Here is an 18,415-nt window from a genome sequence, read left to right on the forward strand (position 1 = left end):
GTCACCCGGCGACCCGCGTCAGCACCGCCTTGAAGGCGAGACTTGGAAATTCCGCTGCGGTCCCTTCGCAGGTCGCGAAGTCGCCTTTGACGGCGCCCTGAAACGTGATGGTGACTTCGTCGAACCCGAACACTGAGGGATGTTCTGAGTCCGATGTATGCCGCAGGCTGGATACATTCCCGTTCAAGGAATGGCCGTCCTGCGTGTAGGATCCGACATAGGCGAATGCCGAGCTTCCGCCCCAGATTTTGCCGTTGTCCGCATGAATCACACCGAACGCCTTTCCGCGCGGCGTCTCGAACTCGACCTTGTACAAACCTTTAAAGGGCGGAATCTCGGCATGCGTTGCCCCGTCGGAGCGTTCAGCCGGCTGCCGGTTGGCTTGGTGTCGCATGGGTTGTCATTCCGGTATTGCTTGCCTGGTATTGCCCCGAGATCAGGCGGGTCATGCGCCGAATGCGAGATGAAGCCGCAACGTCGCGACGGGCATGACGCAAGCACACGATATCAGAACATGCGTCGCCGCGATATGATGCATCCGGCGAAAGAAGAATTGAGAAAGTTTGATTGATTTTTCCGAGGTCGTCGCACGACAAGATTGCCGCAGATCGGCACGACCCGCAAGCCGGATGCCTTGCCTGCTCACGAATAGTTTCTGGAAAAGATCTTAAGGGCCGTCCTGAAAAGATAGCCGTTCTGGAAAAGATAACGGTGCCTGAAAGTCCTGGTGCCCCTGGCCGGAATCGAACCAGCACTCCTTGCGGAACTCGATTTTGAGTCGAGCGCGTCTACCAATTCCGCCACAGGGGCCAACGGACCGCTGCCCGAGGGCAGGGATCGCGAAGCGGGCGGAATATAGCCCGCGCGCGCGCGCGGTCAACCGCCTGTGATCGTGCCATATGTCGACAGCGGGCGGCGGGCAAGCTAGGACCCGTTCCGAACCGGAGAAGATCACGTGGCGAGCGGCACCATTGTCACAAAAGGCTCGGAGAGTTCGCGGGACGCGGTGTTCGCCGCGGGCGCGGGCGTGGCCGTCATTGCCGCCGCGACCATCGCGGGCGCGTGGTTCTTTGAGCTTGTGCTCGATATCCGGCCTTGCCCGCTCTGCCTCGAGCAGCGCTACGCCTATTACCTCGCCATTCCGCTCGCGGCCTTGATCGCGCTTGGCGCTTCAAAGGGTGTTTCGCGCCGCCTGCTGGTCGCCGGTCTTGTGGTACTGGCGCTCGCTTTGCTCGCCAATGCCGGGCTCGGCGCCTATCACGCCGGTGTGGAATGGGGTTTCTGGCAGGGGCCGACGGATTGCAGCGGGCCGATCGTCGATTTCGGCAACACGGGCAATTTGCTGGATGGCCTCAACAAGGTGAAGGTGATCCGCTGCGACGAGGTGCAGTGGCGCTTTCTCGGGTTGTCGTTGGCCGGTTACAACGCGCTGATCTCGCTGGCCATGGCGGCGCTCGCCGCATGGGGCATCGGTAAGTCGGTCCGATAGGGCAATCTAATCGTCGGCGTCGACCTGCGGCCGTCCGAACAGGTGGACGATGCCCGGCGTTGCGAGCGACACGAACACAAAACGCGCCAGATGATGCGCGCCGACAAAAATCGGATCGATATGCAATGTGAGGGCCAGCGCCAGCATGGCGTCCATCGCCCCCGGTGCGAACGCGACAATGATGTCGCCGAACCGCGCGTGCGTCGTCAGCATCGCGAGGACGACAAAGATCGCCGAGATGACGATCGCCACGGTGAACGATCCGATCGCGGCCGTCATGTAGCTCAGCAGGGTGCGTGGTGAAATTCGCGCAAAACGCGTGCCGATCAGCGCGCCGATGCCAATCAAGGCCGCGGCATAGGCCCAGGCCGGCAATCCGCCCTCGATTGAGCCTGTGCCGTGCAGCACGCTCGATCCCAGCATCGCGCCGAACATCCAGCTTGCGGGAAATTTCAGGACCCTTAGCAGCACCGACGTCGCCACGCAGACCACAATGAGGACGGTGAGCGCGAGCGGTGTTGCCGGGGCTGCACGCAACGGCCCGCCCGCATGCTGCGCCAGTCCGGACGCGGCGAGGATCAGCGGCAGCGCCGCCGTCAGAATGATCACGCGCATGGTTTGCACCACCGCGATTCCGGCGACATCGGCGCGCCGCTCGTTGGCAAGCATGATGATCTGGGACAGCGCGCCGGGGCTGCCCGCAAGCAGGGCCGACGTGCGGTCCCATTGATGGACGTGCTGAAGATAGAAGCTGCTGCCGAGCGTGGCGCAGAAGGTGGACGCGGCGAGAATGGCGATGCTGACCGGATAGGCGGCCATGTTCGTCAGCATTTGCGGCGAAACCATCGAGCCGAGCGATAGACCGAGCGTCATGAGGATGACGTGCGCCATCAGCGGCGGCAGTCCCATCGGCTGTCCCGCGATGGCGGCGGCGCCGACGGCAATCATGGCGCCGGAGATCAGGCCTCCCGGAAGTTGCAGCCATTGAAACAACAGCCCTCCCGCCAGACCGATCAGAAGTGTTTCAAGCGTATGCAGGACGTCGCGCGCTGTGATGTGGCGAAGCATTCGCGACAGGTTCCGAAGGCGAGTGTGATGCAGCGGGATGTGATGCGCGAGGTCCGTTATCACAAATCCGGACATCACCCGCAAATGCGCAGTGAGCATGGGTCGCACGACAATTCTGCGTGCGCCATGCAATGCAATCAACAACGCAAGGAAGAAGAGCCGGTCATGACCGGCCCCTCTTCAGGTTCGCTGGATCAGTTGGGCTTGCTGGCGCCCCGCTTGCACTCGGAGCGGAATTTCTTGCGCTCCTTGCCGTGCAATCCCTTGGCATCGGCCTGCTTCGAGCATTCGAGCGAAGCCGCGGTACGTTCGGCTTTGGGGGCGGCCGTCTTGGCCGCGGGTGCTGGTTTGGCGGCGGGCGCCGTCTTGGCGGCCGGCGCAGCCGGAGCGGTGGGCGCAGCGGTTTGGGCGAAGGCCGAACCGGCCAGCATGAGTGAGGCGAAAGCGACGGCAAGGGCGCGTGAGGAGAGAGTGATCATGGCTGGGGTCTCGCGTTGCAGATGGGCACGAGCCTTTGCCCGTCAGGATGAACCGGCGGTGAACGACGCAGCGCGGGATAAACGTGGTCGCTCATTATTTTTTGATTGTCCGGGGCTGCAGCGCGTTGAACCGCAACCGGCCTGAGCTAGGATGTGATGCTTTCGAAGCCCTTTTTCAGGAGAGTTCGATGACAATCCGAGCCAATCTGTTTTGCTCCGTGTTGCTGGCCGGCGCGGCCACCCTTGCGACGATGCCAGCGCAAGCTTTGACCGCGCAGGAATGCAGCGCCAAGTATCAGGCTGCGAAGACCGCCGGGACGCTCGGCGACCAGAAGTGGAATGACTTCCGCAAGGCGCAGTGCGGCGCCGACGCGACGCCGGCCGCAGCGACAACGGCAACTCCCAAGGAGGCGCCAAAGGCTGCTGCCAAGGAAGCACCAAAGGCGGCTGCCGCTCCAAAGGAAACGCCGAAGGCGGCCGCTGCTCCTGCCGCCGCTCCCGCTGCCGCAGGAGCCGCCGTGTTCCCGACCGCCGTTGCGCCGAAATATTCGAGCGAGACCGCGGGCAAGGCGCGCATGCACACCTGCGTCGATCAGTACAACGCTAACAAGGCTGCGAATGCCAACGGTGGCCTGAAGTGGATTCAAAAGGGCGGCGGCTATTACAGCGAATGCACCAAGCGGCTGAAAGGCTGATCTCGGTCGTAACGCAATGAACCAGCCGGGCGCCGGTCCGTCTGGTCCGGCGCGGCGGGTATCGCGCACCATGAAGCGAACGCTCATGGTGCTTGCGTCCGGTCTCATCGTGTATGGCGCGATCGCCTATCTTCTTCTTCCGTCGCTCTGGCGGCATTACGAGCATCAGAAGAAGCTCGACGGCATGACCATGGTGACGGCGACGCCGCAAGGCATTCCCGCCGATCCGATCAATGTCGGCATGGTCGGATCGGCAAAAGATATTCTATGCGCCATGCGCGCGGCGGGCTGGTATGCCGCCGATCCCATCACATGGCGGTCCTCCCTCGAAATATCCGGCAGCGTGCTGCTGGATCAGCCCTATCCGAACGCGCCGGTCAGCACGCTGATCTACGACGGACACCCGGAAGACTTCGCCTTCGAGAAGCCGGTCGGCAAGAGCGCAGACCAGCGGCATCACATCCGTTTGTGGATGGTTCTGAAAGATGGAGAGGAAAAGCGGCCGGTCTGGCTTGGCGCGGCGACGTTCGATCGCAGCGTCGGGTTCAGCCGCTACACCGGCGCCGTCACCCATCACACAGCGCCTGACATCGACGCCGAGCGGCAGTTGATCGAGGCAGGCTTGCAGGCCGCGGGAATGGTCGAAGCCCGCTACAAGGTTGCGGGAATCGGTCCCACCTTGCGCGGCCGCAACGGCGAGGGCGATCTCTATTACACGGACGGTGAGGTGTGGGTACTGCGGCTGGTCGAGGATTGCGTCCGGCGCGTCGCACCGCCGCTGGTTCTTGAGGGCCCGGCGGTCACCGAACTGAAGGATACGATCTGGAAGGCTGTTTCGGGTCTTTATCAGCGCACGCAGCAGTGACGCGCATCATGTGATATGAAGCGCTCATTATTGCGGAGCATCCCATGATCGCGAGCCTGAGTGTCATCCTGATCTGCCAGTTGATCGGTGAAGTGGTCGTCCGCAGTTTGCGGGTGCCTGTGCCGGGACCGGTGCTCGGGCTGGCGCTTCTGTTCGTAGCGCTCATCGCGCGGGATCGTTTCGCGGTGTTGGCGCGCGGGCCGCTGCGTGACGGCACGGTGGAGGGCACCTCGAAAGGCATGTTGGCGCATTTGTCACTGCTGTTCGTGCCGGCCGGTGTCGGCGTCGTTCAGAACCTGGACCTCCTTGCGCAGCGTGGCGTTGCGATTGCCGCGGTTCTTGCGGCCTCGGTGGTCGTGACGCTGCTGGTCACTGCCGGAACCTTCCTGATCATCAACCGGGCGATGGAACGGACGCGCAAATCGCCATGACGGCTAATATGACCGCCAATCCATTCTCGTTATGGGTGTATCTGTCCCAGACGCCGTTGCTGTGGCTGACGGTCACGCTGTCGGTCTATGCGGTGGCCGATGCGGTGTCGCTCGCGACCCATCGCAATCCGCTGATGAATCCGGTGCTGCATTCGATCTGGATCATCGGTGTGTTTTTGTATTTCACCGGCACCAGCTACACGACGTATTTCGGCGGCGCGCAGTTCGTGCATTTCCTGCTCGGCCCGGCGACGGTGGCGCTTGCGGTGCCGCTTTATGAAAATCGCAAACTCGTCGCTGCCGCGATCCTGCCGATGCTGGCTGCGTTGCTGGTCGGCTCGGCGACGGCGATCGTTTCGGTGGTGCTGTTCGCCGAAGCCGCCGGTCTGCCGCGCGATATAGTTTTGGCGCTCGCGCCGAAGTCGGTCACGGCCGGCGTCGCCATGGGCATCTCTGAGACGCTGGGCGCCAATCCGGCCATCACCGTGATTGCAACGGTGCTGACCGGCATCATGGGCGCCATCGTGGTGACGCCCGCGATGAACCGGCTCGGGATCACCGATTTTCGCGCGCGGGGCTTCGCAGCGGGGCTTGCGTCGCACGGCATTGGCACCGCGCGGGCGTTTCAGGTCGATGAAGTCGCGGGCGTGTTTGCGGGCATCGCGATGGGACTCAATGCGCTGGTGACGTCATTGCTGGTGCCGCTGGCGGCCACGCTGCTGTTGCGTTGAGGATTTCACTGCGTGTTATCGGACGTCGTTTCTCCGTGCGGCGGTCGTGGTGGATGAAATGTTCAACTCCAAGCGAAAGTACGAAAATTCATTTTGCCGGATGTGTGGGACAACGCCTGCTGTCACGCGACGACCTGATCTCGGATCTCGTCGCACATCATGGAGCAATGTTCGCGATGTCGTTTTCCTTTTCTTCGATCCGTCGCGCTGCCTTGGCCGGTGCAACGGTGCTGGCGGCCTTTCTCGGAACGGCGGCAAGTCCGTCTCATGCAAGTGAGCTTACCGAACTGCGTATCGGCTATCAGAAATATGGAACGCTGGTGCTACTCAAGGCCAATGGTGAGCTTGAAAAACGTCTGAGTGCGAACGGCATCAAAGTGACGTGGTCTGAGTTTCAAGGCGGCGTAAAACTGCTCGAAGCGTTGAATGTCGGCGCGGTCGATTTCGGCAGCACCGGCGACGCGCCACCGATTGTGGCTCAGGCTGCCGGCGCAAATTTTGTCTATGTGGGTGTGGAGCCCCCGGCACCGGCCGGCGAGGCGATCATTGTGAAGGACGATTCGCCGATCCGCTCTGCGGCCGACCTGAAGGGGAAACGGATTGCGTCGAGCAAGGGCGGCAATGTCCACTACCTGTCGTTGCAGACGCTTTCCAAGGCCGGTCTCTCATCGAAGGATGTAGAATGGTCATGGTTGTTTCCGGCCGATGCGCGGCCCGCGTTTGAGTCGGGCAAGATCGATGCCTGGGCCGTTTGGGACCCGTTCCTCGCCGCTGTGCAGACCGATCTGAAGGTTCGCGTCATCGCGGACGGCACATATGCGGATGTGGCGAACTATCAGTTCTATCTCGCAACGCGTGCGATTGCCGAAAAGCACCCGGCGCTGGTGAAGATCATCCTCGAGGAGATCGCGAAGATCGACCAGCAGGCGCTGGCCGACCTGAAGCCTGTCATCAAAACGCTCACTCAGTCGACCGGGATCAAAGAGGAGGCTGTGTCGCTCGCCTTGGGGCGCATGGGCTATGGCGTGAAGCCGCTGAGTGCCGAAATTGCCGCCAGTCAGCAGCGCCTTGCGGATACCTTCCTGAAAGAAGGTCTGATCCCGAAGCCTATCCTCATCAAGGAGGCCGTTCCGGCCGCGGGATTTTAAAGCCGTCATGAACATCTTCTGGTTTCTGCCGACATTTGGGGACGGCCGCTATCTCGGAACGGACATCGGCTCGCGCCCTGTGACGTTCTCCTATCTGCGGCAGATATCGGAGGCGTGTGACGATCTTGGCTATCGCGGGGTGCTGATCCCATCCGGCCGGAGTTGTGAGGACGGATGGAGTGTCGCCGCTGCGCTGGCGCAGGTTACGACACACCTGCAATTCCTCGTGGCGCTGCGGCCGGGGACGATTTCGCCCACGGTCGCAGCGCGCATGGCGAACACCATCAATCGTCTGTCGGATGGACGGCTGCTGCTGAATGTCGTGGTCGGAGGCGATCCTGAAGAACTTGGTGGAGACGGCGTCTTCGCCAGGCACGATGAGCGTTATGAACTGGGCGCAGAGTTCTTGGAGGTTTGGCGACGCCTCCAGCAAGGCGAGCGTGTCGACTTTCAGGGCAAGCATGTCCGGGTCGAAGGCGCACAGCTTTATCTGTTTCCCGAGCGTGAGCCTGTCGAAAAATTTCCTCCGCTGTGGGCCGGTGGCTCGTCATCCGCCGGTCACGCGTTCATTGCGGAGCATATCGACGTCTATCTGACCTGGGGTGAGCCGCTGGAGGCTGTCAGGGAGAAGATCGCCGACATGCGCCGGCGCGCGAACGCTCTGGGGCGCACGGTGCGTTTCGGCATCCGGCTGCAGACAATTGTGAGGGAAACCGAAGATGAGGCATGGGCGGCGGCCGACAAGCTGCTCGACCATGTCACCGACGACACGATCGCTGCGGCTCAGAACACGCTGCGGCGATTTGATTCGGAGGGGCAACGCCGCATGAACGAATTGCACCAGGGTGATCGCCGACGACTGCGTGTTGGCCCGAACCTGTGGGCAGGATTCGGCCTCGTGCGGGGCGGGATCGGCACGGCGCTTGTGGGAAGCCCCGAGAATGTCGCGGAGCGCTTACGAGAATACGCCGATCTCGGGATCGAATATTTCATTCTGTCGGGGCTGCCGCATCTCGAGGAAGCGCACCGGTTCGCGGAACTGGTGTTCCCATTGTTGCCTGTCCAGCAGCAATCAACGCGCAGCCGCTATTCGATCATGGGTGCCATGGGCGATGCTTTGGTATCGGCACCGGCAAAGTAGCGGCATCCGGGATGAAGACGAGGCGCAGGACCGGCTACGGATCGAGTTCGGTGTCCCAGTAGAGATAGTCGAGCCAGCTCTCGTGCAGGTAGTTCGGCGGAAACAACCGGCCGTTGCGATGAAGCTGGTGGACGGTCGGCGCGAATGGCATCTGGCGCGGATGCATCCGCGCCTGCGCCATCGTCATGTTGCCCTTGCGCAGGTTGCACGGGGAGCATGCGGCGACGACGTTTTCCCAGGTGGTCTGGCCGCCGCGGGAGCGCGGGATGATGTGATCGAAGGTCAGGTCATCCTGCGAGGTGCAGTACTGGCAGGAGAACCGGTCGCGCAGGAAGACGTTGAACCGTGTGAAAGCGGGATGCGTCGTCGGCTTCACGAACGACTTGAGCGAGACCACGCTCGGAAGCTGCATCTCGAATGTCGGGCTGTGAACTGCGTGATCGTAATTGGCAACAATATTGACGCGGTCGAGGAACACCGCCTTGACGGCATCCTGCCACGACCACAGTGACAGCGGATAATAGCTCAGCGGCCGGAAGTCCGCGTTCAACACCAACACCGGCCAACCGCCTTGTGACACATGTGCGTTCAAGTAACGCTCCTGGCCCCAACCCCAATTGGCTGCGAAGCAGCTTGGGATGACATACTACAGGCAGCGTGACGGGATTGTGAAGAGCGTTTCCGCTCACCTGATGGTGTCCGTTTCGCCTCAGTCACCCATGGAGAGCATGTGAGCCTGGGCCGGTTTTACGCGGCCTTTCAGCGTATCCAGGTAGATTCGCTGGACGGAGTCGGAACCCCGGCTTTCCACCACCTCCAGCTTCGGTCCCATCGCCGCCGTGAAGGCAGACCAGACCGCGCCGAATCGTTGATCGACTCCTCCCGGCCCCCATTCCTTGGCGCGCTTGCGGATCTGGTCCGGCGCGAAGAACCATGTCGGCCTGGCGCCGGGCAGGGTGTCGTCGTCGGGCGCCGCATCCTGATGGGTGAGGCCGACCCGCCCGCTGTAAACCATCCGGTCTCCGAAATGCCTGTGCAGCCGGGTGCGCAGATCCGGGTTGCCTGCCATGTCCACAAACGCGACGGGTTGGTCCGGCATCGATTCGATCTTGTCGTAAGTCACGACCTCGTCGTAGCAGCCGAGCGATGTGACGAAACCCAGGTTCCCGGCCGAGGTCAGGCCGATCACCCGCACGGGCTTGCGGTGGGTATGCAACAGCCACGCGAGGCCGAACGCCGTCTTGCTTGATGCGCTGGAGAGGATCACGCTTTTCGCGCCGAAGAAATCCTGGTCGGCGAGGAAGTCGTCCACCATGAACGAGAGCATGAACAGCGGCCGCAGCAGCGCCTGATAATCGCCCTCGCGGCCTTCAAAGGCCGGGTGACCAGTGACGCGCGAATAGGCGTTGTAGACCGGCGACACGCTCTGGCGATGCGCGGCGGCGTCGCGAAAACTCGTTTTCTTCACGTCGGCGGCTTCGATCACCAGATGGGTCGCCATCGGCAGGTAACCGAACAACACTTCTCCTTTGGCGATATCCGGATGGCGCGACTCGATCACCCGCCCAAATCCCCACACAGGAATGTTGCCGAACCCATCGGGCGCCGGAAACAGGTGCCAGTATTTCATCTGATCGCCGAGCATTGCGTAGGTGATGTTGTTCGCAGTGAATGCAAAGCGATCGACTTTCACCAGCAGGCCGTCTTCCGGCAGTTGCATCACGCTCGGCAACGGCGTTTCGATCACCTTGAATTTTGCAAGATCGTTGCGATCCACAATGAACTGAGTGGACGATGTCATTTGCGAGCTCCCGATTTTGTCGCTGCTTTCTTTCGTAGCGCATTCTTCGCCGTATTGGCTGACGCTTTTGCGACGCGGGATTTGTTTAAAACGGGTTTGGTGTTTGAAACGGGTTTCGGTTTCGATGCCTTTTTCTTTGCCGCGTTCGTCGGCGGCTTTGATGTTCCTGCGATCACGCCTTCGCGTTTCTTGACGGCGTGATAGTACGACCACCACAAATGCGCGGCCGCGCCCCGCAATGGCCGCCATGGCTCCGCCAGCGGCTGCATTTCCTTCACTGTCGGCCGCGATTTCAGTCCGAGGCCGATCCGCATGGCTTCCTGGATCGCAAGATCGCCTGCAGGCCACGCGTCGCCGTGGCCAAGGCAAAACAGAAGATAGATGTCGGCGGTCCACGGGCCGATGCCGTGCAGCTTTGTCAATGTCGCGTGCGCGGCATCCGCGTCTTCTTCAGCCAGCACCTCGAGATTGAGCCGCTCCGCGCTTAACTCGCGCGCGATGAATTTCAGCGACTTGATTTTCGCCGCGGACAGGCCGAGACGCCCAAGCCTGTCGGCGCGCGCGCTTTTGAGTGCGTCGTGATGGAAAGGATCGAACGACGTGCTGACGCGGCCCCAGATCGCGGCGGCGGCCTTGGTCGATAGTTGCTGGCCGCACACGATGGCTGCCAGTCCCGCGAAGCCCGGCTCACGCCGCCGCAGCGTCGGCATCCCGGCGGCATCGAGAACAGGCCCGAGCCTTGGATCTAAACGCACCAGCGCGTGGATCGCGTCTTCAAGGTCGGCTTGCGTGTTGAGGTGGACTGTCATTAATTTCACGCGTGTTCCGTGTCAGGCGCTGCGAATGAAGCGAACGTCAGATCAGGACAATAACAGCGCGTCGAGCAAAGTCGAACCATGCCGCCACCCGTTTTCCGATTTGCCCCGAGCCCGAACGGATTTCTCCATCTCGGACATGCGCGTTCGGCGTTGCTGAATTTCGATCTGGCGCAGCAAGGCGGCGGGCGGCTGCTGTTGCGCATCGAGGACATCGACGCGGCTCGCTGCCGGCCGGACTATGAGCAAGCGATCTACGATGATCTCGCATGGCTCGGCATCGTGTGGGAACAGCCGGTGCGGCGGCAGTCCGAACATCTCGCGCTCTACGGTGAAGCCGTCGATCGTCTTGCGCGCGGTAAACTGCTGTATCCGGCGTTCGAGAGCCGCGCGGAGATTGCCCGGCTGGTCGCGGAGCAGGACCGGACCGGCGCGTGGCTGCGCGATCCCGATGGCGCTCCGGTCTACCCGGGGATTGGCAAGCAATTGCCGGATGCGGAGCGCGACCAGAAATTATCCTCTGGCGCGCCCTATGCGCTGCGGCTCGACATGGCTGCGGCGATCGCGCGCGCGGGCAGGTTGTCGTGGGCAGAGCAGGGTGCCGGGCCGCGGGGTGAGAGTGGCGAGGTGCCGGCGCGGCCCGAACAATGGGGCGATGTCATCCTGGCCCGCAAGGATACGCCGACGAGCTATCACCTGTCGGTTGCGATTGATGATGCCTTGCAGGGCGTGACCCATGTGGTCCGCGGGCAGGACCTGTTCTGGGCGACCGGCGTGCATCGCCTGCTTCAGGAATTGCTCGGCCTGCCTCAACCCCTTTACCGTCATCATGCCCTTGTGCTGGACGAGGCCGGGCAAAAGCTGTCGAAATCGACCCGTTCGACAGCGCTCCGCGAACTGCGGGCCGGCGGGATGACGCCGGCCGACGTGCGGCGTCTTGTCGGTATTAACCTGCCTTAAATCCGTAGTGGCGTGACTCTCGATGCCCTGACATGCCATGTTGATGCGGGGATGGGTCGGGGAATCATGGCGGCGAAATCGCCTGCAAAACGCCGGAAAACGGGATCGGAACGCGCGGCCAAAAGGCCGGCGCCGAAAAAGCGCGTGCCGAAAAAGATCGTGAAGCGACCACGTAGTCCGTCCCGCGCAAAGCGTCCGCCGTCCGAGGCCCGGATCGTCGAAGCTGCGCTTGCCGCTTTCGCCCATGAAGTCCGCACGCCGCTGACCGGCATTCTGGCGATCAGCTCGCTGCTCGCGACCTCGGAGCTGGGCGAGCGCGAACGGCGCTGGGTTGATACCATCAAGGTCGGCGCGGAGCATCTGGCCGCGCTCGCCACGCTGTTCGTCGATGCCGCTCGCAGCGGCAGCACCGGGCTCGCAGTCCGTCAGGACTTTTTCGACCTTCAGGCGCTGGCGCGGGCCATCGGGGATTCGATGGCCGGCCGGGCCGCGGCGAAGGGCCTGCAGTCGCAGGTCGACATCGCCACGAAACTACCGGCCTTTGTGATCGGCGATCCCGTGCGTCTGCGAGCGGCGCTCGAAAACCTGATCGACAATGCCGTGAAATTCACACCGCAGGGCAAGGTCGCACTGAGTGTGTCCGCCGTGTCCGGGCCGGCGGGCCGACTCGGCGTCGCGTTCGCGGTGTCCGACAGCGGCATCGGCCTCTCGCTGGCGGAGATCAGGCGGCTGTTCAAGCCGTTCTCGCAGGCCAATGTCAGCATTGCCTCCCGCTTCGGCGGCGCGGGCCTCGGGCTGTCGTCGGTCAAGCAGCTTGCGCGCGCGATGGGAGGCGATATCGTTGCGACCCAGCGGCGCGGTGGCGGAATGACGTTCACGCTGACCGTGGCGCTCAAGCGCGCCAAGGGACTGGCGACGGTCCCTGGGGCCGACACGCCGCTGCATTCGGCGCAGAGCCTTCGTATCCTGAGTATCGAGGACAATCCGTTCGGCCGCGTCGTGCTCAATGCCATTCTCACCGAACTCGGCCATCAGACCGAATTCATCGGACGCGGCGAGGCGGCGCCGGAGCGTATCGCGCAAGGCGACTTCGATGCGGTGCTGATGGACATGGTGTTGCCGGGTATCGACGGCATCGAGGCGATCCGGCGTGTTCGGGCGCTTGAAGGCACGCAAGGGCGCATCACCATCATCGGCGTGTCGGGCCGCGCAGAGGACGAGCAGGCCTCGCGCGCCGCCGGCGCCGATGCGTTCCTGACCAAGCCCGTCAGCCCACGCGCGCTGGCGACGGCTCTGCTTCAGGCGGCAAAGCGCTAGATTTTTGCGCCTTGACGATGGAGGCATTGAGCTCGCCGCCGTAGATGAAAATCGCGGCGATGAAATACAGGAACACCAGCGCAATCATCACCGATGCGAGGCCGGCATAGGTCGTGACGTAGTTGCTGGCAAAGCGTTCGAGATATTTTCCGAACACGATGCCGGAAACCAGCGACGCGACCATCGTCACGACGATGCCCGGCATAATCGCGCGCATCTTGCGCGTGCCGGCCGGTAGCCATTTGTGCAGGATGACCAGCGCGACGATCAGCGCGACGATGGTCAGGCCGTACCGCAGGACGTTGAGAAGGTCTTCGTTCGGCTCGACCCGCAGCGGCACATAGCGCCGTGCAGCGGCGAGGATCAGCGGTCCGAGCACGATCAGGAACGCCATGGCGAGAGACGTCACCGCGGCGACCATGGTGTAGCCGATCGATTCCAGCCGCAGCCAGTACCAGCGCCGCGGTTCGACGACGCCATAGGCGCGGTTAAGTCCGACGCGCAGGCTCTCTACGCCATTCGATGCGAAATAGATCGCCAGCGCGACGCCGATGGTGAGAACACCGCCGTGCGATTGTGTCAGCACGTTATGGATTTCGCCGGACAGAGCGCTGGCCACCTGCGACGGCCAGGCATCCAGCATCAGTTCGGCCGCCTGGTCCGCGAGATCCTTCGAGCCGAAAAAGCCGGCAAGCGACGTAATCACGATCAGGAAGGGAAACAGCGCCATCAGCGCCGACAGCGCGATGTGGCTGGCGATCGCCCAGCCGTCATCGGCCAGAAAGGTGTAGAACGCATCGAGCGCGATATTGAAGGCGTTGCGAAGCAGCCTCACGTTTCACCCTGTTCCATCACACCCATGATTTACCGCGCTAGTGTCCCGTATCCGATGTTCGCTTCACTCCGTAGCAGCTTCCGAGCGAACGTCGGATACGAAAGGACACTAGCAAGCCATGATTCTGGTGATCCTTTGGTTTTGACATTCGTAAAAGTGCCCGCCACGATTATGATACGAATGTCAGAACCGGATCACCAGCCCCCTAAAGTCATGTACGGTTGAAGACGGAAAGGGTTCTTTCCCTCTGTTTCCCTCAAGCAATGGCGCGATGCCGCAGCCGGTGTTATGTAGCCCTTATGTCATCCTTTCTCTCAAGCATTGCTCTCCCCATCGCCCTGGCCGCGGTTACCATCGTGCTGTTTCTCGGCCTGTTCAACATGATGCGCGGAGGTTCTCCCAATACGTCGCAGCGCCTGATGCGCCTGCGCGTGCTGTTCCAGTTCATCGCCATCGTGATCGCGATGCTCGCGGTCTGGGTACTCGGGAAAAGCTGACTGACGAGGGCCGACCGGATTTCAATCACCACCTTGTTGTCATAACGGATCGACGCGATGGTCATTCTCAATCGGATTTACACCCGCACCGGCGACGACGGCACCACGGCGCTCGGCAGCGGCGAGCGCCGCCCGAAATACGATCTTCGCGTCAGCGCCTACGGAACCGTTGACGAGACCAATGCCGCCATCGGGGTCGTCCGGCTTCATCTGGCGCAGGCGCCTGACATCGACGCCATGCTCGGACGCATTCAAAACGACCTGTTCGATCTCGGTGCCGATCTCGCCGTGCCGCAGCGTGACGGCAAGGCCGAGCGGTTGCGCGTGCTGGGGACGCAGGTCGAGCGCCTTGAGCAGGACATCGACGCGCTCAACGCAAACCTCGCGCCGCTCAGCTCGTTTGTTTTGCCTGGCGGAACGCCGGCCGCCGCGCATCTTCATCTAGCCCGGACCGTCTGCCGCCGGGCGGAACGAATGGTTGTGGAACTGGCATCCCAGCCGAACGAGCCCGTGAGCGACGCCGCCGTCCAGTATCTCAACCGGCTGTCGGATTTCCTGTTCGTGGCCAGCCGTGCGGTCAATGACAACGGGGCCGGCGACGTGCTCTGGGTGCCCGGCCAAAACCGCTGAGCGCTGATATTAGGTATACCTTCCTTGAATTCCAGCTTTCGCGCGTTGACCCGGATTGGCGGGACCTTTAGGTTCCGCCGCCAACCGCTTTAGAGTGGATGTGATCAACCATTTCAGGACGAAAGGGAACCGATGAAGGTTCTGGTGCCGGTTAAGCGCGTCATTGACTACAACGTCAAAATTCGCGTCAAGAGCGACGGGACGGGCGTCGAGCTCGCCAACGTCAAGATGTCGATGAATCCGTTCGACGAAATCGCCGTCGAGGAAGCCCTGCGCCTGAAAGAGGCCGGCAAGGCGACCGAGGTTGTGGTGGTTTCGATCGGGCCCGCGCAGGCGTCGGAGACTATCCGGACCGGCCTCGCCATGGGTGCGGATCGCGGCATCCTCGTGAAGACCGACAGCACCATCGAGCCGCTCGGTGTCGCCAAGATTCTCAAGGCTATCGTGGACGAAGAAAAGCCGGGCCTCGTCATTCTCGGCAAGCAGGCCATCGACGACGACAGCAACCAGACCGGCCAGATGCTGGCGGCGTTGCTCGGCTGGTCGCAGGCCACATTCGCATCCAAGCTGGAAGTCGATGGATCGGACTTCAACGTGACGCGCGAAGTCGACGGCGGTTTGCAGACCGTCAAGGTCAAGGGACCGGCGATCGTCACCACCGATCTTCGCCTGAACGAGCCGCGCTACGCGAGCCTTCCGAACATCATGAAGGCGAAGAAGAAGCCGATCGACGAGAAGGCTGCCGACAGCTTCGGTGTCGATCTCTCACCGCGTCTCGAAGTTCTCAAGACATCAGAACCGCCGGGCCGCAAGGCTGGCGTTAAGGTCAAGGACGTCGCCGAACTGGTATCGAAACTCAAGGAAGCGGGGGCGCTCTGATGGCCACGTTGCTGATTGCCGAACACGACCACGCCACCCTCAAGGATTCCACCAACAAGGCTCTGACCGCGGCAGCAGCCCTTGGCGCCGAGGTCCACGTTCTTGTGGCCGGCGGCGGTGGAGGCACCAAGGGTGCCGCCGAAGCGGCCGCGAAACTGAAGGGCGTCACGAAAGTCCTGCTCGCGGAAAACGCGATCTATGAACACGATCTGGCCGAGCCGCTGGCTGCGCTGATCGTCTCGCTTGGCGGGTCGTATGACGCCTTCGTCGCGCCCGCGACCTCGCGCTTCAAGAACGTGATGCCGCGCGTCGCAGCCCTGCTCGACGTGATGCAGATTTCCGAAATCATCAAGGTGGTTTCGCCCGACACGTTCGAGCGGCCGATCTATGCCGGCAACGCGATCCAGACCGTGAAATCGAAGGACGCCAAGAAAGTCATCACGGTTCGCACCTCGACATTCGGCGCGGTGGGCGAGGGCGGCAGCGCTTCGGTCGAGAACGCAACCGCCGCAGCCGATCCGGCGCTGTCGAGCTTCGTCGGTGAGGAAGTCGCCAAGAGCGATCGTCCCGAACTGACGTCGGCCAAGATCATCGTCTCTGGTGGCCGCGCCATGCAGAGCCGCGAGAACTTCGCCAAGTACATCGAACCGCTCGCGGACAAGCTGGGCGCTGGCGTCGGTGCATCACGCGCCGCCGTGGATGCCGGCTACGCGCCGAACGACTGGCAGGTGGGCCAGACCGGCAAGGTGGTCGCGCCTGAACTGTACATCGCCATCGGCATTTCCGGCGCGATCCAGCATCTGGCCGGCATGAAGGACTCCAAGGTGATCGTTGCGATCAACAAGGACGAGGACGCGCCGATCTTCCAGGTCGCGGATTTCGGCCTGGTCGCCGATCTCTATCAGGCCGTCCCTGAACTGACCGCGGCGCTTTAGGAGGAATCCCGGCGCGCCATGCGCCGGGGCCGTGGTATGCTGCTGATGAGATCCGGCGGGAATTTTGAAACGCCTGCCGGTATTTCACGTAATATAAAGGACGGCGCGGCAAGCTGTTGCCGCCTCGGATAAAGCGAGCGAAGACACAGAGACCGGAAGAGAATGGCAGCGATCAAGACGGTTGGTGTGATTGGGTCGGGCCAGATGGGCAACGGCATCGCGCATGTTGCCGCGCTCGCTGGCTTCGACGTCGTCCTTAATGATGTATCCGCCGACCGCCTCAAGTCCGCGATGGCCACCATCAATGGCAACCTGTCGCGTCAGGTCGCCAAGAAGACCATCACCGAGGATGCGCATAAACACGCACTCGCTAAGATTACCTCGTCTGACAGCCTTGACGGTCTGGCGGCCTGCGATCTCGTGATCGAGACCGCGGTCGAAAAGGAAGACGTCAAGCGCAAGATTTTCCACGACGTTTGCGCGGTTCTGCGGCCCGAAGCCATCATCGCGTCCAACACGTCGTCGATCTCGATCACACGGCTTGCGGCCTCGACGGACCGGCCCGAGAAGTTCATCGGCATCCACTTCATGAACCCCGTTCCTGTGATGGAACTGGTTGAGCTGATCCGCGGCATTGCCACCGACGACGCGACGTTCGACGCCGCGCGTGAGTTCGTCACCAGGATGGGCAAGCAGATTGCCGTCTCGGAGGATTTCCCGGCCTTCATCGTCAACCGCATCCTGCTGCCGATGATCAACGAGGCGATCTACACGCTGTATGAAGGCGTGGGCAACGTCGAGGCGATCGATGCAGCCATGAAACTCGGCGCACATCACCCGATGGGTCCGCTGGAGCTTGCCGATTTCATCGGTCTCGATACCTGTCTGTCGATCATGCAGGTGCTGCACGAAGGGCTGGCGGATTCGAAATATCGCCCATGCCCGCTGCTGGTGAAGTATGTCGAGGCTGGCTGGCTCGGCCGCAAATCGCAGCGCGGGTTCTATGATTACCGCGGCGACAAGCCAATTCCGACGCGATAGCGCCCCGCGCGGCCTGTCCAGCATTCGTTAACTGTTGTCGGCTAGTTTCCCGCCACGTCGGTTAGAGCGGGTGCGTTTTCCATGGATATGATGAGTATCGTCAGCAGCATGATGGCCATGCAGGCTGCCAGCACCCAGCAACAGATCGCGACCAGCGTCCTGAAGCAGAATATCGATTCCCAGAAATCGGTCCTGCAATTGCTTCAGCCCGCACCGGCGGCAAACAACGCGCCGGGCGTCGGCGGCAATCTCGACATTTCAGTCTGACGCGTATCACGCGGTTGGCGTGATCCATCCGATACCGGCGCCGCCGGGCTCGGTCAGGATCGCAATACGGCCCACATGCGGCACGTCGAAGATCGGCCGCATCAGTTGCGCGCCGGCTGCGACCGCCGCCTTCACCCGCGCATCGACATCATCGACCGCCAGATAAGACATCCAGCCTTCCGGAACGCCTTCAAACGCGGGGCGGTTGGTCGGGAAGATTCCAGCGGCCATTTCGCCGTCAGCGTAAGCGACCCAATAGGTCGCGCCGTCATCCATCGGCATCCCCTCAAATGTCCAGCCGATGGTCTTCTGGTAGAACTGTTTCGCGCGCTCCGGATCGGGCGTCATCAACTCGTTCCAGTGAAAATGGCCGTGGGATGTCATGGTCGCG

The 18,415-nt window shown here is 62.2% G+C and carries 23 protein-coding genes and 1 tRNA gene; 15 read left to right on the forward strand and 9 right to left on the reverse strand.

Features of this window, described 5'->3' with window-relative positions; translation table 11 throughout:
• Nucleotide 1: 1 nt before the first annotated feature.
• Nucleotides 2-394, reverse strand: coding sequence for a GrlR family regulatory protein (locus AC07UB_RS14075; protein ID WP_492790900.1), 393 nt, complete (start codon nucleotides 392-394; stop codon nucleotides 2-4).
• Between the two features lie 331 nt (nucleotides 395-725).
• Nucleotides 726-810: transfer RNA gene (locus AC07UB_RS14080), tRNA-Leu, on the reverse strand.
• A 145-nt stretch (nucleotides 811-955) separates the two neighbouring features.
• On the opposite strand from AC07UB_RS14080, the gene AC07UB_RS14085 reads away from it, so the two are divergent.
• Nucleotides 956-1,489 carry a disulfide bond formation protein B gene (locus AC07UB_RS14085; RefSeq protein WP_492790895.1) on the forward strand — a complete coding sequence of 178 codons (534 nt, stop codon included), beginning with the start codon at nucleotides 956-958 and terminating at the stop codon, nucleotides 1,487-1,489.
• Nucleotides 1,490-1,495: 6 nt separating this feature from the next.
• Here AC07UB_RS14085 and AC07UB_RS14090 read toward each other — a convergent pair whose 3' ends face one another.
• Together AC07UB_RS14090 and AC07UB_RS14095 are read right to left on the reverse strand one after the other, a co-directional pair.
• Entirely contained in the window at nucleotides 1,496-2,557 is a 1,062-nt protein-coding gene (locus AC07UB_RS14090; protein ID WP_492790894.1) for an AbrB family transcriptional regulator, read from the reverse strand.
• Between the two features lie 194 nt (nucleotides 2,558-2,751).
• Entirely contained in the window at nucleotides 2,752-3,036 is a 285-nt protein-coding gene (locus tag AC07UB_RS14095) for a PsiF family protein (RefSeq protein WP_492790893.1), read from the reverse strand.
• 188 nt (nucleotides 3,037-3,224) lie between these two features.
• On the opposite strand from AC07UB_RS14095, the gene AC07UB_RS14100 reads away from it, so the two are divergent.
• The 6 genes from AC07UB_RS14100 to ssuD all read left to right on the forward strand — a co-directional run bounded on the left by AC07UB_RS14100 (nucleotide 3,225) and on the right by ssuD (nucleotide 8,047).
• Complete coding sequence (locus AC07UB_RS14100) at nucleotides 3,225-3,731, forward strand: hypothetical protein (protein ID WP_492790892.1); 507 nt, start codon at nucleotides 3,225-3,227, stop codon at nucleotides 3,729-3,731.
• 70 nt (nucleotides 3,732-3,801) lie between these two features.
• Nucleotides 3,802-4,596, forward strand: coding sequence for an LssY C-terminal domain-containing protein (locus tag AC07UB_RS14105; protein WP_492790891.1), 795 nt, complete (start codon nucleotides 3,802-3,804; stop codon nucleotides 4,594-4,596).
• 44 nt (nucleotides 4,597-4,640) lie between these two features.
• Complete coding sequence (locus tag AC07UB_RS14110; RefSeq protein ID WP_492790890.1) at nucleotides 4,641-5,027, forward strand: CidA/LrgA family protein; 387 nt, start codon at nucleotides 4,641-4,643, stop codon at nucleotides 5,025-5,027.
• Between the two features lie 8 nt (nucleotides 5,028-5,035).
• On the forward strand, nucleotides 5,036-5,758 hold the full coding sequence (locus AC07UB_RS14115; protein WP_492792704.1) for an LrgB family protein: 723 nt from the start codon (nucleotides 5,036-5,038) through the stop codon (nucleotides 5,756-5,758).
• A 104-nt stretch (nucleotides 5,759-5,862) separates the two neighbouring features.
• Entirely contained in the window at nucleotides 5,863-6,906 is a 1,044-nt protein-coding gene (locus AC07UB_RS14120; protein WP_494653551.1) for a sulfonate ABC transporter substrate-binding protein, read from the forward strand.
• Between the two features lie 7 nt (nucleotides 6,907-6,913).
• On the forward strand, nucleotides 6,914-8,047 hold the full coding sequence (gene ssuD, locus AC07UB_RS14125; protein ID WP_492790888.1) for an FMNH2-dependent alkanesulfonate monooxygenase: 1,134 nt from the start codon (nucleotides 6,914-6,916) through the stop codon (nucleotides 8,045-8,047).
• A gap of 34 nt (nucleotides 8,048-8,081) precedes the next feature.
• Here the strand turns inward: ssuD and AC07UB_RS14130 are convergent, their stop codons facing one another.
• The 3 genes from AC07UB_RS14130 to AC07UB_RS14140 form a co-directional block, all read right to left on the reverse strand.
• A complete protein-coding gene (locus AC07UB_RS14130; protein WP_019199958.1) occupies nucleotides 8,082-8,639 on the reverse strand; it encodes an HNH endonuclease in 558 nt (185 codons plus the stop codon).
• Between the two features lie 117 nt (nucleotides 8,640-8,756).
• Entirely contained in the window at nucleotides 8,757-9,848 is a 1,092-nt protein-coding gene (locus tag AC07UB_RS14135) for a DUF2855 family protein (protein ID WP_492792703.1), read from the reverse strand.
• Nucleotides 9,845-10,657, reverse strand: a complete 813-nt coding sequence (locus AC07UB_RS14140) for a DNA-3-methyladenine glycosylase family protein (RefSeq protein ID WP_492790887.1) — start codon at nucleotides 10,655-10,657, stop codon at nucleotides 9,845-9,847. The genes AC07UB_RS14135 and AC07UB_RS14140 overlap by 4 nt, the downstream gene beginning before the upstream one ends.
• A gap of 87 nt (nucleotides 10,658-10,744) precedes the next feature.
• Here AC07UB_RS14140 and gluQRS point away from each other — a divergent pair, with 87 nt between their 5' ends.
• Both gluQRS and AC07UB_RS14150 read left to right on the forward strand, forming a co-directional pair.
• Nucleotides 10,745-11,623, forward strand: coding sequence for a tRNA glutamyl-Q(34) synthetase GluQRS (gene gluQRS, locus AC07UB_RS14145; protein WP_492790886.1), 879 nt, complete (start codon nucleotides 10,745-10,747; stop codon nucleotides 11,621-11,623).
• A 66-nt stretch (nucleotides 11,624-11,689) separates the two neighbouring features.
• Nucleotides 11,690-12,940: an ATP-binding protein gene (locus tag AC07UB_RS14150; protein WP_492790885.1), complete on the forward strand. Its 1,251-nt coding sequence runs from the start codon at nucleotides 11,690-11,692 to the stop codon at nucleotides 12,938-12,940.
• Here AC07UB_RS14150 and AC07UB_RS14155 read toward each other — a convergent pair.
• Complete coding sequence (locus tag AC07UB_RS14155; RefSeq protein ID WP_494653555.1) at nucleotides 12,891-13,775, reverse strand: YihY/virulence factor BrkB family protein; 885 nt, start codon at nucleotides 13,773-13,775, stop codon at nucleotides 12,891-12,893. The two genes, AC07UB_RS14150 and AC07UB_RS14155, sit on opposite strands and share 50 nt — an antisense overlap.
• A gap of 299 nt (nucleotides 13,776-14,074) precedes the next feature.
• Here AC07UB_RS14155 and AC07UB_RS14160 point away from each other — a divergent pair, with 299 nt between their 5' ends.
• The 6 genes from AC07UB_RS14160 (at nucleotide 14,075) to AC07UB_RS14185 (ending at nucleotide 18,024) form a co-directional block, all read left to right on the forward strand.
• Nucleotides 14,075-14,272, forward strand: a complete 198-nt coding sequence (locus tag AC07UB_RS14160; RefSeq protein WP_492790883.1) for a twin transmembrane helix small protein — start codon at nucleotides 14,075-14,077, stop codon at nucleotides 14,270-14,272.
• A gap of 57 nt (nucleotides 14,273-14,329) precedes the next feature.
• Nucleotides 14,330-14,902 (forward strand): cob(I)yrinic acid a,c-diamide adenosyltransferase, encoded by a 573-nt coding sequence (locus AC07UB_RS14165; RefSeq protein ID WP_492790882.1) that lies wholly within the window; start codon nucleotides 14,330-14,332, stop codon nucleotides 14,900-14,902.
• Nucleotides 14,903-15,034: 132 nt separating this feature from the next.
• Nucleotides 15,035-15,781, forward strand: coding sequence for an electron transfer flavoprotein subunit beta/FixA family protein (locus AC07UB_RS14170; protein WP_492790881.1), 747 nt, complete (start codon nucleotides 15,035-15,037; stop codon nucleotides 15,779-15,781).
• Entirely contained in the window at nucleotides 15,781-16,716 is a 936-nt protein-coding gene (locus tag AC07UB_RS14175; RefSeq protein ID WP_494653558.1) for an electron transfer flavoprotein subunit alpha/FixB family protein, read from the forward strand. The genes AC07UB_RS14170 and AC07UB_RS14175 overlap by 1 nt, the downstream gene beginning before the upstream one ends.
• Nucleotides 16,717-16,878: 162 nt before the next feature.
• Nucleotides 16,879-17,757 carry a 3-hydroxybutyryl-CoA dehydrogenase gene (locus AC07UB_RS14180; protein WP_492790879.1) on the forward strand — a complete coding sequence of 293 codons (879 nt, stop codon included), beginning with the start codon at nucleotides 16,879-16,881 and terminating at the stop codon, nucleotides 17,755-17,757.
• 81 nt (nucleotides 17,758-17,838) lie between these two features.
• Nucleotides 17,839-18,024 carry a putative motility protein gene (locus tag AC07UB_RS14185; protein ID WP_492790878.1) on the forward strand — a complete coding sequence of 62 codons (186 nt, stop codon included), beginning with the start codon at nucleotides 17,839-17,841 and terminating at the stop codon, nucleotides 18,022-18,024.
• A gap of 6 nt (nucleotides 18,025-18,030) precedes the next feature.
• Here AC07UB_RS14185 and AC07UB_RS14190 read toward each other — a convergent pair whose 3' ends face one another.
• On the reverse strand, nucleotides 18,031-18,408 hold the full coding sequence (locus AC07UB_RS14190) for a VOC family protein (protein ID WP_492790877.1): 378 nt from the start codon (nucleotides 18,406-18,408) through the stop codon (nucleotides 18,031-18,033).
• Nucleotides 18,409-18,415: the final 7 nt, after the last annotated feature.

The sequence above is a fragment of the Afipia sp. GW821-FHT04G03 genome (genome assembly GCF_059419985.1).

What these genes read in the sequence shown, in the direction of transcription:
- gluQRS (WP_492790886.1), top strand. Translation starts at nt 10,745, where the DNA reads ATGCCGCCACCCGTTTTCCGATTTGCCCCGAGCCCGAACGGATTTCTC.
- AC07UB_RS14160 (WP_492790883.1), top strand. Translation starts at nt 14,075, where the DNA reads ATGTCATCCTTTCTCTCAAGCATTGCTCTCCCCATCGCCCTGGCCGCG.
- AC07UB_RS14150 (WP_492790885.1), top strand. Translation starts at nt 11,690, where the DNA reads ATGGCGGCGAAATCGCCTGCAAAACGCCGGAAAACGGGATCGGAACGC.
- AC07UB_RS14140 (WP_492790887.1), bottom strand. Translation starts at nt 10,657, where the DNA reads ATGACAGTCCACCTCAACACGCAAGCCGACCTTGAAGACGCGATCCAC.
- AC07UB_RS14185 (WP_492790878.1), top strand. Translation starts at nt 17,839, where the DNA reads ATGGATATGATGAGTATCGTCAGCAGCATGATGGCCATGCAGGCTGCC.
- AC07UB_RS14175 (WP_494653558.1), top strand. Translation starts at nt 15,781, where the DNA reads ATGGCCACGTTGCTGATTGCCGAACACGACCACGCCACCCTCAAGGAT.
- AC07UB_RS14095 (WP_492790893.1), bottom strand. Translation starts at nt 3,036, where the DNA reads ATGATCACTCTCTCCTCACGCGCCCTTGCCGTCGCTTTCGCCTCACTC.
- AC07UB_RS14115 (WP_492792704.1), top strand. Translation starts at nt 5,036, where the DNA reads ATGACCGCCAATCCATTCTCGTTATGGGTGTATCTGTCCCAGACGCCG.
- AC07UB_RS14105 (WP_492790891.1), top strand. Translation starts at nt 3,802, where the DNA reads ATGAAGCGAACGCTCATGGTGCTTGCGTCCGGTCTCATCGTGTATGGC.
- AC07UB_RS14075 (WP_492790900.1), bottom strand. Translation starts at nt 394, where the DNA reads ATGCGACACCAAGCCAACCGGCAGCCGGCTGAACGCTCCGACGGGGCA.
- AC07UB_RS14100 (WP_492790892.1), top strand. Translation starts at nt 3,225, where the DNA reads ATGACAATCCGAGCCAATCTGTTTTGCTCCGTGTTGCTGGCCGGCGCG.
- AC07UB_RS14190 (WP_492790877.1), bottom strand. Translation starts at nt 18,408, where the DNA reads ATGACATCCCACGGCCATTTTCACTGGAACGAGTTGATGACGCCCGAT.
- AC07UB_RS14165 (WP_492790882.1), top strand. Translation starts at nt 14,330, where the DNA reads ATGGTCATTCTCAATCGGATTTACACCCGCACCGGCGACGACGGCACC.
- AC07UB_RS14090 (WP_492790894.1), bottom strand. Translation starts at nt 2,557, where the DNA reads ATGCTTCGCCACATCACAGCGCGCGACGTCCTGCATACGCTTGAAACA.
- AC07UB_RS14170 (WP_492790881.1), top strand. Translation starts at nt 15,035, where the DNA reads ATGAAGGTTCTGGTGCCGGTTAAGCGCGTCATTGACTACAACGTCAAA.
- AC07UB_RS14180 (WP_492790879.1), top strand. Translation starts at nt 16,879, where the DNA reads ATGGCAGCGATCAAGACGGTTGGTGTGATTGGGTCGGGCCAGATGGGC.
- AC07UB_RS14110 (WP_492790890.1), top strand. Translation starts at nt 4,641, where the DNA reads ATGATCGCGAGCCTGAGTGTCATCCTGATCTGCCAGTTGATCGGTGAA.
- ssuD (WP_492790888.1), top strand. Translation starts at nt 6,914, where the DNA reads ATGAACATCTTCTGGTTTCTGCCGACATTTGGGGACGGCCGCTATCTC.
- AC07UB_RS14135 (WP_492792703.1), bottom strand. Translation starts at nt 9,848, where the DNA reads ATGACATCGTCCACTCAGTTCATTGTGGATCGCAACGATCTTGCAAAA.